14 protein-coding genes are annotated in these 14,667 nt (G+C 70.6%); 11 read left to right on the forward strand and 3 right to left on the reverse strand.

The window, feature by feature from the left end:
• The first annotated feature begins 3 nt into the window (after positions 1–3).
• From QSK10_RS33375 to QSK10_RS33390, 4 genes are all read left to right on the forward strand, one after another.
• Positions 4–441 carry a hypothetical protein gene (locus QSK10_RS33375; RefSeq protein WP_285667551.1) on the forward strand — a complete coding sequence of 146 codons (438 nt, stop codon included), beginning with the start codon at positions 4–6 and terminating at the stop codon, positions 439–441.
• Between the two features lie 157 nt (positions 442–598).
• Positions 599–952 carry a WhiB family transcriptional regulator gene (locus QSK10_RS33380; protein WP_432705396.1) on the forward strand — a complete coding sequence of 118 codons (354 nt, stop codon included), beginning with the start codon at positions 599–601 and terminating at the stop codon, positions 950–952.
• A 1-nt stretch (position 953) separates the two neighbouring features.
• Entirely contained in the window at positions 954–1,193 is a 240-nt protein-coding gene (locus tag QSK10_RS33385) for a hypothetical protein (protein ID WP_285667552.1), read from the forward strand.
• Positions 1,194–2,264: 1,071 nt separating this feature from the next.
• Entirely contained in the window at positions 2,265–2,477 is a 213-nt protein-coding gene (locus tag QSK10_RS33390) for a hypothetical protein (protein WP_285667553.1), read from the forward strand.
• Positions 2,478–2,655: 178 nt separating this feature from the next.
• Here QSK10_RS33390 and QSK10_RS33395 read toward each other — a convergent pair whose 3' ends face one another.
• Positions 2,656–3,192 carry a M48 metallopeptidase family protein gene (locus tag QSK10_RS33395; protein WP_285667554.1) on the reverse strand — a complete coding sequence of 179 codons (537 nt, stop codon included), beginning with the start codon at positions 3,190–3,192 and terminating at the stop codon, positions 2,656–2,658.
• 315 nt (positions 3,193–3,507) lie between these two features.
• On the reverse strand, positions 3,508–3,669 hold the full coding sequence (locus QSK10_RS33400) for a DUF5679 domain-containing protein (protein WP_184786008.1): 162 nt from the start codon (positions 3,667–3,669) through the stop codon (positions 3,508–3,510).
• A gap of 226 nt (positions 3,670–3,895) precedes the next feature.
• Between QSK10_RS33400 and QSK10_RS33405 the strand changes: the two genes are divergently transcribed.
• The gene (locus QSK10_RS33405) at positions 3,896–5,209 is read left to right on the forward strand and encodes an ABC1 kinase family protein (RefSeq protein ID WP_285667555.1); all 1,314 of its coding nucleotides are present in this window, start codon (positions 3,896–3,898) and stop codon (positions 5,207–5,209) included.
• Between the two features lie 653 nt (positions 5,210–5,862).
• Here the strand turns inward: QSK10_RS33405 and QSK10_RS33410 are convergent.
• Positions 5,863–7,152 carry a zinc-dependent metalloprotease gene (locus QSK10_RS33410; protein ID WP_285667607.1) on the reverse strand — a complete coding sequence of 430 codons (1,290 nt, stop codon included), beginning with the start codon at positions 7,150–7,152 and terminating at the stop codon, positions 5,863–5,865.
• 128 nt (positions 7,153–7,280) lie between these two features.
• Between QSK10_RS33410 and QSK10_RS33415 the strand changes: the two genes are divergently transcribed.
• From QSK10_RS33415 to QSK10_RS33440, 6 genes are all read left to right on the forward strand, one after another.
• On the forward strand, positions 7,281–8,315 hold the full coding sequence (locus tag QSK10_RS33415) for a YlbL family protein (RefSeq protein WP_285667556.1): 1,035 nt from the start codon (positions 7,281–7,283) through the stop codon (positions 8,313–8,315).
• Between the two features lie 42 nt (positions 8,316–8,357).
• A complete protein-coding gene (locus QSK10_RS33420) occupies positions 8,358–11,255 on the forward strand; it encodes a UPF0182 family membrane protein (protein WP_285667608.1) in 2,898 nt (965 codons plus the stop codon).
• Positions 11,256–11,351: 96 nt separating this feature from the next.
• Positions 11,352–11,996 carry a hypothetical protein gene (locus QSK10_RS33425; RefSeq protein WP_285667557.1) on the forward strand — a complete coding sequence of 215 codons (645 nt, stop codon included), beginning with the start codon at positions 11,352–11,354 and terminating at the stop codon, positions 11,994–11,996.
• 10 nt (positions 11,997–12,006) lie between these two features.
• Complete coding sequence (locus QSK10_RS33430; protein ID WP_285667558.1) at positions 12,007–12,504, forward strand: hypothetical protein; 498 nt, start codon at positions 12,007–12,009, stop codon at positions 12,502–12,504.
• A 34-nt stretch (positions 12,505–12,538) separates the two neighbouring features.
• Entirely contained in the window at positions 12,539–13,168 is a 630-nt protein-coding gene (locus tag QSK10_RS33435) for a DUF1707 SHOCT-like domain-containing protein (RefSeq protein WP_285667559.1), read from the forward strand.
• Positions 13,169–13,286: 118 nt separating this feature from the next.
• Positions 13,287–14,615, forward strand: coding sequence for an FAD/NAD(P)-binding protein (locus tag QSK10_RS33440; RefSeq protein ID WP_285667560.1), 1,329 nt, complete (start codon positions 13,287–13,289; stop codon positions 14,613–14,615).
• Positions 14,616–14,667: the final 52 nt, after the last annotated feature.

Raw genomic sequence — 14,667 nt, forward strand, 5'->3', positions numbered from 1 at the left:
CCGATGGTGAGCAACACGTTGATCGAACGTCGCGAGGCGCACGACCCTGCCCTCCTGACCGCCATCCGGAAGCCGCTTTCGCAGGACGCGTTCGCGTGCCCGGCGAATGGCGACCGGGGCCTGAGCCTGTGGACCGGTGGCAAAGCCTCCGTCCTGCCGGCCGTGACCGAGCCGATGACGACCGCGAGCGAGCGCATGGAGCGCCGCCTTGCGCCCGTCTTCGCCGGTGTTCAGGGGACCAGTGTGTCCATCGCCGGACGCGAGATCGTCGCGGGCACCTCCGGTAAGCGCGAGACCGGTGTCTTCGGCACCCGTGTCGCCACCGGTGGCTTCGCCCCCGCACACAACTACAAGTCCATCGTTCTCGCTCAGCGCGACCCGCGCGGAGCCAAGGGCGACACGGGCGGACTCCCGCCTCGAAGGAAACCGGACGAAGGCTGAAAAGCCTCTCCGGACTCACTTCGAGGCCGCGGAACCCGCCACCGGGATCCGCGGCCTCATTGTTTTTCGCCTCTCAGATCCCGGTCAACGAAGGAATGACATGACAGTTCGAACGCTCGACCGAGACCACAACTCGACCGAAAGAGAGGTGACCGGGGTGTTCACCCTTGGTCTGGACCTGACCACCGAGCAGGCCGTCGCCGCCACCGGCCGCACGCTGCCCTGCCGCACCAATGACGCCGACCTCTGGTTCGCCGAGACTCCCACCGAGCTTGAGTTCGCCAAGTCCCTCTGCAACGACTGCCCGGTCAAGGTCGAGTGCCTGGCCGGCGCGCTGGAGCGCCAGGAGCCCTGGGGCGTCTGGGGTGGCGAGATCTTCGAGCGCGGTGTCGTCGTGGCCCGCAAGCGGCCCCGTGGCCGTCCGCGCAAGGACGACGCGATCGTCGCCGCCAAGGCGCAGGCCGCGCTGGCCGACCGCACCGCCGGTCTCGTGGAGAAGGCGGCCGCCTGACATGAACACCGACGTCCTCACACCTGCCGAGACTCCCGCTCAGGACGCACTCGGCGCCGGCAAGACCCACATCTTCAAGACTTTTCGCACCAAGAAGGACAACACCATGAATCTTCTCAATGAAGCCCTCGCGCGAGCGCGAATGCGTGAGCTCTGGCGAGACGAGACCCGTTACGTCGGCCGCCACCGCGGCGCGAAGGACATCCTCCTCCGCGCGCGCCGGCGCAAGGACGCCAACTAGTCCCGCCAGTCGTCCACCGTCGACACCCACCACCGCAGCAGGATCCCCGCCGGGCCGATGAAAACCCGGCGGCCAGACTCCGAGCGGACCCGGTGACGTGAAGACGCGGACGGCGACCTGATCTGAACGGGTGGAGACATCCACCTCGCCGCCCGTACCGGAGCACGTGCCCGGTACGGGCGGTTTCGTGTGTACGGACCACCGTGGACCGTGCGCCGGGTCGGGTCGGGTCGCCGGACTATGGCGTGCCGCGTGCCGGACGCCGGGTGTGCTGGGGCCGGGGTGCCGGGCCGTGACGAGGCGCGCGCCGGGTCCCGGCGGGCCTAGTTGCCGACGGTGTGGGTGACCTGCGCGGTGTCGGCTTCGGGGTACGGCTCGACCGGACGCCGTGTCGCCCGGCCCGGCGCCGACCGGTGACCAGGGCGGGTTCGCGGGCGGCGGGAGCCCGAGCCGACGCCCGGCGAACCCGTGGCCGCGCGGCATTCGGCCGACTCGGCCGGGTCATCTGGCCTACCCGGCCCACCGGTCCAGGCTCGGCCGAGTCCCGAGTCCCGAGTCCCGAGTCCCGAGTCCCGAGTCCCGAGACCAGAAGCCACAAGCCGCAAGCCGCAAGCCCTCAAGCGGCCACCCCTGCCCACCGGCCGACCTCGGTCCCGACGCCGGGTTCGCCGAGATGGCGGCGGCCATCATCGCCCGGTTCGCCGTCAGGGTGCCGACTCCGATGGCACGCCTCACCATCCGTCACGGTGGCGCGCCTTCCGTCCGCGCGGGTGCGGGCGGTCCCGGGCGCCCGTGTCAGGGCCCACCGTGCGTCACCGCACCGCGCTGTCCACCCGGCCCGCCCGCCCCACCACCCGGCGGGCGGACGTCATCCGTCCGGTCAAAGATCGCCGGGATTCCGCAACCGGGAAGCCCTTTCTCACGTGATCTGGATGATCTTCCCGTGACGGCGGGGAGAATGAAGATCGACATCTAGGTGTCCGCGAGTTGACAGTGGACTACGCGCGCTTTGTCCCGGGTCGGCACGTCAGGGCGGCGTAGCGTCGATGGCGAGCGATAGGGAGGTTCGCGGTGTCCACGGCATCTGAGCACATCGCCATCATCGAAGATCCCCACCTGGCCCTGGGGCGCCATTGCGGGCGCTGCGGGAGATCGGCGGGGGAGGACGCTCTCATCTGGACGATGGAGCGGAACGAGCGGGGCCTGGTCTGGACCTGCCCCGAGTGCACACGCCGCAATCTCGCCGCCATCGAGGGGGGACTCGACCAGGCCTTCTGGGACTGACGGCGGCTCGCGGGGAGCGTCCGTCGGCCGGGAGTCACACGGGCGGTGCGCGGGCTTTCGATGGGCTCTGTTTCGGGGGCACTGTTTCAGGAGAACTGTTCCCAGGGGCACCGCTCGTCAGAAGGCAGCGCACACTGTCGTCGCGGCCGGGCGGGCCGCGAGGCGGGACCGTGTTCGGTTAGGCGACCGCGGCGTCGGCGACGCCTTCGAGGTATCCGCGGGCGCGTTCGGTCTTGGGGTAGGCCTCCAGCAGCCGCCAGAAGTCGGCGCCGTGGCGGGGGATCACCAGGTGCGCCAGCTCGTGCAGCAGCACGTAGTCGATGACCCAGCCGGGCGCGGTGCGCAGGCGCTCCGACAGCCGGATCGTGCGGTCCTCGGGGGTGCAGGAGCCCCAGCGTCCCTGCTGGTTGGACACCCATCTCACTGACGCGGGGTGCGCCGCCTCGGGGTGCTCGGGCAGGTAGCGGGCGGCGAGGCTGACCGCGCGCTCCATGAGCGCGTCGTCGCCGTGTCTGCCGGTGCGCTTGTCGCGGGCGTCGAGGCGGCCGAGCATGTGATCGACCCACTCGCGCTCTTCGCGCCGGGTGAACTTAGCGGGGATGAGCACGACCACGCGTCCGCCGTCGCGGTAGGCGGACACGGTTCGGCGTCGGCGGGTACTGCGCCGCACTTCAACGGCGGGCGCCGCCTGCAATGGAACTGCCTTCCGGGCCATGTCGTACGCTAATCAGCCCATGCCACTGGCGCGCAAGGGTTGACTTTTCAACTTGCGGTGAAACGTCCCGCGATGGGTGAAGAATCCCCGCCTCGCCATGCCTCTGATCCCAGAATGTGGGAGAAGCCGCGCGGGGGCATGGGAAACGTTCCCATGCCCCTCGAACCGCCGGTACGGTGCGGCGCCGCGTGCGTCGGCGTGAATCGCCGACCGGGGCGCCGGCCGGTGCCTGAGCGGCGCCCGGCTTCGCGGGGTTCCGGGGCGTCCCGCGGCCGGTGAGCCTCGACACGTCCCAGTCCTGCGAAATCGGCTTCCCTAGGCCTTGCCCAGGATCCGGTTCATCGTCGTACCGCACACCGGGCACTTGCCCTTGGCCATGCGGCGGCCGGAGTCGGTCACGTTCACCGTGCCCTCGAAGTCCCGCTTCTCGCGGCACTTCACGCAGTAACCGTTATATGTCTGAGTATCCGTGGCCACCATGACCTCCTGTTGCGACCCTCACCCGCCCCCTTGGCGGGCGCAACCGTTGCCGCGTATGCGCACAACCCGCACAGAATGCCACGCGTACGCGTAATTCGTGCGTACGGGGCCAACCTCGCGTGTCGCCCACCGCGCTTGGCCGGTCGGCGTGCCCGGGCGGCGGCCGCGTGGCAGCATTGTGGGCGCGCGCCCCGGTGCCGGGCCGCGGAAGCAGGAGGGCGTTTTGAGCGACATTCCCCGCCGCGCGTTCAGCCGGACGACGAAGTTGGCGTCCCTGCCCCTCGGTTTCGCCGGACGCACCGTCCTGGGCCTGGGCAAACGCATCACCGGCATGGCCAGCGAGGTCATCAGCCAGCAGGTGCAGGAACGCACCGCCGAGCAGCTCTTCAGCGTCCTCGGGCAGCTCAAGGGCGGCGCGATGAAACTGGGCCAGGCCCTGTCGGTGTTCGAGGCGGCCCTGCCCGAGCACCTCGCCGGCCCCTACCGCAAGGCCCTCGTCAAGCTCCAGGAGGCGGCCCCGCCACTGCCCGCCGCGACCGTCCACAAGGTCCTCGCCGCCGAGCTGGGACCGCGCTGGCGGCAGCGTTTCAAGGAGTTCGACGACAAACCCGCCGCGGCCGCCTCCATCGGCCAGGTCCACCGCGCGGTCTGGAAGGACGGCCGCGACGTCGCCGTCAAGGTCCAGTACCCCGGCGCGGGCGACGCGCTGATCAGCGACCTGAAGCAGCTGGGCCGGTTCGCCTCGCTCTTCGGCGTCCTGCAACCCGGACTCGACGTGAAGCCGCTGGTCACCGAGCTGCGCGAACGCGTCGTGGAGGAACTCGACTACACCCTGGAGGCCCGCTCCCAGCGCGCCTTCGCCAAGGCCTACGCCGAGGACGACGAGATCTTCGTGCCCGCCGTCGTCGCCGGTTCGATGCGCGTCATCGTCACCGAGTGGACCGAGGGCACCCCCATGGCCAAGGTCATCGCCGAAGGCGACGAGGAAGCCCGCGACCTGGCCGGGCTGCGCATGTCCACCCTGCACTTCTCGGCGCCCTCCCGCGCCAAGCTCCTGCACGCCGACCCCCACCCCGGCAACTTCCGCATGCTCGACGACGGCCGCCTCGCCGTCCTCGACTTCGGCGCCGTGGCCCGCTTCCCCCGCGGCCTGCCCAAGCCCATCGGCCGCCTCACCCGCCTCGCCCTCGACGGCGAGGCCGACCTCGTCCTGGACGGCCTGCGCACCGAGGGCTTCGTCCCCGCCGACCTCGACGTCGACGCCCAGGCGATCCTCGACTTCCTGCTGCCGATGCTGGAACCCATCGCCAAACCCGAGTTCCGCTTCTCCCGCGCCTGGCTGCGCGCCGAGGCGACCCGCATCGCCAACCCCCGCAGCGACGCCTACCAGCTGGGCAAGAAGCTGAACCTGCCCCCGTCGTACCTGATGATCCACCGCGTGACCCTCGGCTCGATCGGCGTGCTCTGCCAGCTGGAGGCGGCGGCGGGATACCGAGGGGTGCTGGAGAAGTGGCTGCCCGGGTTCGGGGAGGAGTAGCCGGGCGAGGCCAAGGCCATCGCGCCGATGCTGCACGGGGATGACTTAGGCGGCATCGGACGGGCCGTGCGCCCGTGTGCGGACGGTGGTTATCGGCCGCGGCTGCGGCCGGAACCCGCGCGCTGTAACGGAGATCACGTACCCCGGTGATGATGCCACCGGGGGAGAGGGTCGGCTGGGGTGCGCGGGACCCGGGTGGCGCGAAGAGCCTCGGCCTGCGCCTGGAGCGGTGTCCGTGAGGCGGCCGGAACCGGCTCACCTGGTACCCCGACGCGCCTCCAGCCTGCCGGTCGAATGGGGCGAGGCCGAGTTGCGTGCGATCCGCCCATGGTGCGCCGAGGGGGCGAGTGGGCGCGGTGATGACAGAACCACCGGCATGGGTTCGCCATTGCGGTGGGTGCGGCTGAGGCCCGGGCCGCCCGTGAGGTGCACGATCACGTCGGCTAGTGGGCGGTGAAGCACCCGTTGCCCGTGTCTTCTCGGGCTCGCCGCGCCCGGGATGCCGCTGTTCGGGCCTGCCGTGGCAACAGGCGAGGCGGCTGATACCGCCCCACCCGGTGCACCGACCCGTCCCCACCCACGAAAAACGGCGGGCGCCTCGCGCCCGCCGTTCCTCACTACTGCTTCTACCGATCCTTCTACCGATCCGAGCGCTACTTCTTCGCGTCGGGCCCGTCGCCCTGCTCACCCTCACCGGGCGCGTCGTCCGAACCGCTGTCCGCACCCCCGTCGGGCCCCGAGCCGGAGCCCGAGTCCTCCTTCAAGCTCTCCTCGAAGAACGACATGTCGATCTCCCCGAGGTCGAAGCCGCCGCTCACCCAGCCGTCCGGGTCGCCGAGGGCCTCGGCGTCGGGCAGCAGGTCGGGGTGCTCCCAGACCGCGTCGCGGCCCTCCACGCCCCGGGCCTCGGTGAGCTTCGCCCAGAGGGTCACCGCCTCGCGGAGGCGCTTCGGCCGCAGTTCCAGGCCGACGAGGGTGGCGAAGGTCTGCTCGGCGGGTCCGCCGGCGGCGCGGCGGCGCTGGAACAGCTCGGCCAGCTGCGGCAGCGACGGGAGACGGTCGCCGGCGGCCTCGCCGACCACGTGGGTGACCCAGCCCGCGATGAGGGCCAGCACGGTCTCCAGGCGCGCCAGGGCGGCCTTCTGGGCGGGCGTGTCGGTCGGCTTGAGGACCTCCGACAGGTCCAGCCCCTGCATCGTCTCCGGGCGGGACGGGTCGATCTCGCTGACCGCGTCCTCCACGGCGGAGGCGTCGATGTGGATGCCGCTCGCGTAGGCCTCGACGGTGCCCAGGACGTACGCGCGCAGCCACGGGACGTGCTCGTACAGCCGGTGGTGGGCGGCCTCGCGCAGGGCCATGTACAGCCGGACCTCGTCCTCGGGGAGTTCGTGGTCGGTGCCGTAGGCGGCCAGGTTCGCCGGGATCAGCGCGGCATGCCCTTTGGCGCCCAGGGGGATGCCGATCTCGGTCGAGGTGAGGACCTCGGTGGCCAGCCCGGCCAGGGCCTGCCCGAGCTGCGAACCGAACATCACCGAGCCCAGGCCCTTCATGATGTCGGCCATCGGCCCGAGCATCGCCTTCATGTCCTCGGGGACGAGCTCGCCCATCGACGCCACCATCTTGGTCGCGACGGGGTCGCAGAGGCGCTTCCAGGTGTCGATGGTGTTGGCGATCCAGTCGAGGCGGCTCCAGGCCTCGGTGGCGGACACGCCGGACGGGAGGGACGTGGTGGGGTCCAGCCACAGGTCCGCCAGACGCAGGGCCTCGGTGGCCTTGGTGCGGGCCACGCCGTCGACGCCGGGGTCCTCGGCGCGGACGGCGTTCTCGGCGAGCTGCCGCGCCATGTCCCAGTTCACCGGCCCGCTCTTCGAGGTCGAGGCGGCCATCATCTGCTGGAACTGGGCGAGCATCTGCCGGACCTTGGGGTCATTGGGGTCTGGCATGCCACCGGACAGGTCGAAGCCGAACGGGTTATCGGTGCTCACCAGACAACCGTACGTCAATGAACCTGAGAAGTTGACCCGAGCGGGCTCAAGTCACGCGACGCGACGGGGCTGGCTACGCTTTCCCGATGAGACGTCGTGGCTGGACGGTGCTCCTTGGCGCCGTGTTCGTGGCCGTGCTGACATGGCAGTCGCTGTCCGTGCGGGTCCCTTACGTGGCACTGGGCCCCGGCCCGACCGTCGACACCCTCGGATCGGTGCAGACCGACGAGGGCGAACAGCCCATCATCACCGCCTCCGAGCAGTACCGGACGCAGTCGGCCGGCAAGCTCCAGCTGGTCACCGTCCGCGTGTACAGCGAGGTGGAACTGGCGCGGGCGATCTTCTACTGGCTCTCCGACGAGTACGCGGTGGTGCCGCGCGAGCTGATCTACCCCGAGGATCAGACCGAGGAGCAGATCGCGCAGAAGCAGACCGAGCAGTGGACGCAGTCGCAGAGCAGCGCCGAGACGGCCGCGCTGCGCGTCCTGGGGCAGCCGGTGCGGGTCGTGGTCACGCAGATCACACCCGGCTCGGCCGCCGAGGGCGTCCTCAAGCCCGGTGACGTGATCGTGGCCGTGGACGGCAAGCCGGTGACCTCGGCGCAGAACCTGGCCGCGCAGATCGCGGCGAAGGCCCCCGGCGCCGAGCGGGAGCTGACCGTCACGCGGGACGGCAAAGAGGAGAAGCTGAAGGTGAAGCCCGGCGACGGCGGCCAGGGCAACGCCTTCCTCGGGGTGTCGCTCGAACAGAAGCAGGACAACCCGTACGACGTGCGCATCAACACCAAGGGCCTGGACATCGGCGGTCCCTCCGCGGGCCTGATGTTCGCCCTCGGGATCATCGACCGCGTCGACGCCACCGACCTGACCGGCGGGCTGAACATCGCCGGGACCGGCGAGATCGACGACGACGGGAACGTCGGCCCCATCGGCGGTGTCGCCGAGAAGGTCATCGCCGCCCGCGACAACGGCGCCACGGTCTTCTTGACCCCGTCCTCCAACTGCCCGGCGGCGAAATCGAACGTTCCCGACGGCCTGACCCTGGTCAAGGTGAACACACTGGACGACGCCCTCAACGCGCTCAAGGCGTTGCGGGAAGGACGAACGCCGGAACTGTGCTGAGCTAGTCACAAGAACACCGAGTGAGGGAGTCCCCCCGTGGCGATGCGCAATCCGTTGCCGCGCATGAACCGGCGAGGCAGATGGGTCCTTGGTCTGCTGGTCGGTCTCATAGCGCTGCTGACGGCGACCGGATGGATGGTCGGCATCTGGACCGACTATCTCTGGTACGACGAGGTCGGGTTCACCAAGGTCTTCTCCACGACGCTGCGCACCCGCGCGGTCCTGTTCGCCGTCTTCGGGCTGGCGATGGCGTCGTGGGTGGTGCTGAACCTGTGGCTGGCCCACCGGTTCCGGCGCCCGGCCGCGCAACTGAGTTCCCCGGACCAGCAGGTCCTGGACCGTTACCGCCGGGCCCTGTCGCCCCGGCTGAGGCTGTGGACGATCCTGCTGGGCGCGGTCGTCGGGCTGTTCACCGGCCTGGCCGCGCAGGACCACTGGCAGGACTGGCTGCTCTTCTCCAACGCGCAGGACGTCGGTGTCACCGATCCCCAGTTCGGCAAGGACATCGGCTTCTACCTCTTCGACTACCCCTTCTGGACCTACCTGCTGAGCGTGGCCTTCACCGCCACGGTCATCGCGCTGATCGGCGCCCTGGGCGCGCACTACCTGTACGGCTCGATCCGGCTGTCGGGACGCGGTGAGCGCATCACCACCGCCGCGCGCATCCACATCTCCTCCCTGATCGCGCTGTTCGTGCTGCTCAAGGCCGTCGCCTACTGGATGGACCGCTACGGCCTGGTCATCGCCGAGAACGACGTCACCGGCCTGACCGGCGGCGGCTACACCGAGATGAACGCGCTGCTGTTCGCCAAGGAGATCCTCATCTTCGTGGCCATCATCGGCGCGGTCGCGGTGGTGCTGTTCTCCAACGGCTTCGGCAAGACGATGCTGTGGCCGGCCTGCGCGATCGGCCTGGTGGTGGTGTCCGCGATCGCCATCGGCGGCATCTACCCGTACGCGGTGAAGTCCATCAGCGTCGCGCCGAACGTGCCCGCCAAGGAGGGCAGGTACGTCCAGTGGTCCATCGACGCCACCCGTGACGCCTACGGCATGGACGGCGTCCAGCCGGTCGACAGCGGCGTCACCGCCAACGGCGACGCCACGGCTCTGGGCACCGACAAGCTGACCGTGCCGAACGTGCGGCTGCTGGACCCCAGCATCGTCGCCGACATCTTCAGCCAGAAGCAGCAGGCGCGAGGCTTCCACGGCTTCCCCGACAAGCTGGACGTCGACCGGTACAAGACCGCCGACGGCGAGCTGCGCGACTACATCGTGGGCGTGCGCGAGCTGAGCCCGGACAAGTACTCCGAGCAGCAGAAGAACTGGACCATCCGGCACACCGAGCTGACCCACGGGTACGGCTTCGTGGCGGCCCCCGCCAACCAGATCTGCGGCGAGGGCGAGCCCTACTTCGTGTCCGGGTTCCTCAACACCGACCAGGTCGCGGCCAACTGCCGCTCGGCGGCCGAGGAGATCAAGGTCGACCGGCCGCAGATCTACTACGGCGAGCTGATGACCGACTACGCCGTGGTCGGCGTCCCGGACGGCGCGCAGCCAAAGGAGTTCGACCACCCGTCGGCCTCCGGCGACGCCAAGACCACCTACGCCGGTTCCGGTGGCGTGGAGATGGACTCCCTGTGGAACCGGATGCTGTACGCGTGGGAGTTCCGGGAGACGAAGTTCCTGCTCTCGGAGGAGTTCAATGAGAACTCCAAGCTGCTCTACGTGCGCAACCCGATGGACCGGGTGGCCAAGGTCGCGCCGTTCCTGACGCTGGACGGCGACCCGTACCCGGCGGTCGTGGACGGCAAGGTCGTGTGGATCCTCGACGGCTACACCACGTCGGCGACCTACCCGTACTCCGACAAGGTCGACCTGGAATCGGCCTCGAAGGACACCCTGACCGGCACGGGCACCACCGCCCAGGCCGGGCGCGAGGTCAACTACGTCCGCAACTCGGTGAAGGCCACCGTCGACGCCTACGACGGCACGGTGAGCCTGTACTCGTGGGACGACGCCGACCCGGTGCTCAAGGCGTGGAACGCGGCCTTCGGCGGGATCGTGAAGCCGAAGGCGGAGATCCCGAAGTCCCTCGCCGACCACTTCCGCTACCCCGAGGACCTGTTCAAGATCCAGCGGGACCTGCTCCAGCGCTTCCACGTCACCGACGCGGCCACCTTCATCGGCGGCAACCAGGCGTGGGAGACCCCGGTCGACCCGGCCAAGCCCGACGGCAAGCAGCCCCCGTATTACGTGGTGGCCAACTACCCGGGCCAGACCGGCGCGCAGTTCCAGCTCACCTCCACGATGTCCCCGCGGACGCGCGGATCGGTGACCTCGGGGCTCCTGTCGGCCTACTACGACGCCGAGAACAAGCCGAAGTTGCAGCTCTACACCGTCAAGGAGGAGCTGTCGTCGTCGCTGCAGACGCATCAGAACCTGACCTCGCTGCCCGAGGTGGTCTCCGATCTGCGGCTGTTCGAGACGAACAAGACGACGGTGGAGTACGGCAACATGCTCGCCCTGCCGGTCGGCAACGGCGTCCTGTACGTCGAGCCGCTCTATCTGAGGCAGCAGGCCGCCGGGACCAACGGCGTGTCCCTGCCGCAGATGCGGAAGGTGCTGGTCGCCTACGGCAAGTTCAATGCCTACGCCGACACGCTGCCCGACGCGCTCCAGTCGATCATCAAGCAGTACACGACCGGTACCGGCACACCACCGCCGACGACCGATCCGGGCACCACACCACCGCCGACGACGACGAACCCGGGTAAGGACGATCCGGCCGTCACCGCGGCGGTGGAGAAGATGAACAAGGCCATCGAGGACTTGCGGACCGCCCAGAAGAACGGCGACTTCAAGGCCCAGGGCGAGGCCCTGGCCGCCCTCGACGCGGCGATCAAGGAGTACGACGCGGCGGTGAAGGCGGCCGGGGGCTGACCCTCACCAACGCGGACACGGGCGGCGCCTTCGGGCGCCGCCCGTTCTTTGTGCCCGCCGGTAAGATCGTCCGACCCCACCCCGAGGAGCCCGCCCATGCCCGCCTCCGACGAGCCCGCCCTGACCCAGGGAGAGGCGGAGATCGCCGCCGCCGTGCCCGAGCCCGAGCCCGAGGAAGCCGCGGAGCCCACCCCGGAGGAGATCGCCGAGCGGGCGAAGTCGGCCGACCCGGTGGCCAGCGGGAAGGTCTGGCGCTGGGGCTACCTGTTCACGATGGTCATCTTCGGCGCCTTCAGCATCTGGCGGCTCGACTACGACGTCGAGGACGACCGCTACGACCTCGTCGACGGCTTCTTCTTCGGCGTCCCGCTGTGGGCCGCCGGGCTGTTCGGGCTCTACATCGCCTGGTGGCTGATCCGCTACCTGGCCATCGACATCCGCGACGGCGTCGCCGTCGAGGCCCGCTACACCTCGCCGTACGGGGACGGCAAGTACCTCTACAAGTACCCCGGCGCCGACGGCAAGACGCACTCCTACCACCTGGTGCACAAGAAGGACGCGAAGCCGCCCGCCATGCTGGGCCTGCGGGTGATCAGGAGTACGGCCGTCCCGGCCTCGGCGCAGGTCACGCGGTACGTCCTGACCACGGTCGCGATCCTGATCACCGGTGGGCTCGGCGGGCTCGCCTGCTACTACGCCGCCACGCTCATGCCGGCTCCGGCCGTCGCCACCCTCATGTGAGAGAGCGCCCATGACCACCCGTGTCTGGCTCTACGCCTACCTGATCGTCATGTCCGTCCTGACCGCGTTCAACCTGGTGAGCCTCCTGCTGCTGTCGGACAGCCCGGTGACCGCGATGGTCTCCATCGCCGTCGGCCTGCCGCTGTGGGCCATCGGCTCGGGCCTGATCTTCGCGGTCTGGCGGCTGGTCCGCTCGTGGCGGCGGCTGGCCGCCGCGCCGCTGGTCGAGGCGCGCCTCGTGGGCGCCGACGGCGACACCGACCTCTACGAGTACGTCGTCGCGGGCCACGCGCCACAGCCGTTCCGGCACCCGCGGCGGGGAGCGTCCCCGCCGGTCCTGCCCCTGCGCGTCATCCCGGGGGAGGGCGCCGAGACTCCGGCGCGGCTGCGCTCGCGCGGCACCCTCGTCACCGTCGGCGGACTCGTGCTCGGCGGGATCGGGCTGATCGCGTGCGCCCTGGCCGCGATCTACCTGCCGGGCACCGCGCTGTACTACGTATTCGTGTGAGGCGGGCGGGCGCCGGCCGCACTAGGCTGGCGCCATGCCGAACCTCCCCGACCGGCCCGACGACCGGCAGTTGATGCGGGCCTCCGACGCCGACCGCGAGCGCATCGCCGACATCCTCCGCGCCTCGGCCGGCGAGGGCCGTCTGAGCCTCAGCGAGCTCGACGAGCGCCTGGCCTGGGTCTACGAGGCCCGCACCTACGCCGACCTGGAGCCGCTCGTCTCCGACCTGCCGGTCGCCGAGATGAGCCGCCGCTCGGTCGAGCGCCGCTACGACACCGCCGCCGAGGCCGGTGCGCCGAAGTGGCTGGTGGCATTCATGAGCGGCGTCAACCGCAAGGGCGAGTGGCTGCTGGGCCGCGTCCTGAACTTCGTGGCGGTGATGGGCGGCGGCAAGTTCGACCTGCGCCGGGCGCGCGTCCCCGCCGGTGAGGCCACGATCCGCGTGTTCGCGCTGATGGGCGGCTGCGAGATCATCGTGCCGGAGGAGTCGGAGGTCCACGTCGACGGCTTCGCGATCATGGGCGGCTTCTCGCAGCACACCGGCGGCATCGGCCCGGTCGGGCGGGGCCCGCGCATCCGCGTCACCGGCTTCGCGCTGATGGGCGGCGTCGAAGTGAAGCGCAAGCCGTCACTGAAACGCTCCGGGGACCGGGACGACGACTGAGCTCCGATCGGCACCCAATAGACTTCTGCGGTCACCCACGCGCCCAGGTCGGCGGCGTGGTGCCACCCGGTAACTCCTATCGCGCCTATAGGATTACTCGAAAATAGGAGGCGATGCGATGCGGACGTTCCAGGTCGCGGTCATCGGCGGTGGAGCCGCCGGCGTGCTCACCGTCACCGCGCTTCTCGGCACGCCGGTGCACGAGGTCGCGCTGGTCGACCCCGAACCCGGGCGCGGACTGGCCTACGGCCCCGCCGAGCCGTGGCATCTCCTCAACTCGCCCGCGCGGGCGATGAGCGCCTACCAGGGCGATCCCGCCCACTTCCTGGAGTGGTGTCAGGCCACCGACCCCTCCGCCGGGCCGGGCGACTTCATGTCCCGCCGCACCTACGGCGAATACCTCGCCGAGACCCTCGGCGTCGAGGAGACCGCCGCCCTCGGGCGCCTCACCCTCGTCCGCGACCGGGCCGTGCGCGTCCTGCCGCACCAGGACGGCGGCATGGTCGTCCACACCCGCACCGGCGAGCTGCGCGCCGACCACGTCGTCCTGGCCGTCGGGCAGGGCCCGGCCCGCCGCCTGAAGCTTGCCGAGGCGGTCGAGGGCGACCCCCGCTACCTGGCCGACCCGTGGGCGCCCGGCGGCCTGGACGCCCTACCGCACCGCGCGCCCGTGCTGCTGCTGGGCACCGGCCTCACCGCCGTCGACGTCCTCCTCAGCCTCACCGAGCGCGGCGCCGAGGGCCCGGTCACCGCCGTCTCGCGGCACGGCCTGCTCCCGCGCGAGCACAGCCGCGGCGCGGCCGAGGCCGTCGGCGCGGTCACCGCGCCCGAGCCCTCGAAGTCCCTCGCGGAGCTGACCCGGCGCGTGCGGCGGCTGGCCGCCTCGGTCTCCGACTGGCGCGCGGCCGTCGACCTGCTGCGCCCCCGCGTGGACGAGTACTGGCGCGGCCTGAGCGACGCCGGGCGCGACCGCTTCGCCCGCCACCTCGCCCGGCACTGGGAGGTCCACCGCCATCGCATGGCCCCCTCGGTCGCCGAGAAGGTGGCCCGGCTGCGCGAAAAGGACCGCTTCACCGTCCGCTCCGGCGGCGTGGACGCCATCGAGCCCACCCCGGAGGGCCTGGCCGTCACCATCGGCGGCCGCAACGAGATCTACGGCGCGGTGGTCAACTGCACCGGCCGCGACCGGCTCACCCGCTCCGACGACCCGCTGATGACGGGCCTGCTCGCCGACGGGCTGGCGCTGCCGGGGCCCGGCGGGCACGGGCTGCACGTGAACCCCGAGGGCGCGGTGCGCGACGCCTCCGGCCGCCCGAACCCGGCACTGTGGACGGTCGGCCCGCCCCGCTACGGGTACCTGTGGGAGACCACGGCGGTGCCCGAGATCCGGCTCCAGGCCTCGGTGCTGGCCGAGCGGCTGGCGACGGGCGCACCCCTAGGGGTCTGACCTGGGGGAAGATCCGGAGGTCAAGTAGTCTCTCTATATATAGCCTGTCTAC

Source organism: Actinorhabdospora filicis (genome assembly GCF_030269765.1).
Lineage (GTDB): Bacteria > Actinomycetota > Actinomycetes > Mycobacteriales > Micromonosporaceae > Actinorhabdospora > Actinorhabdospora filicis.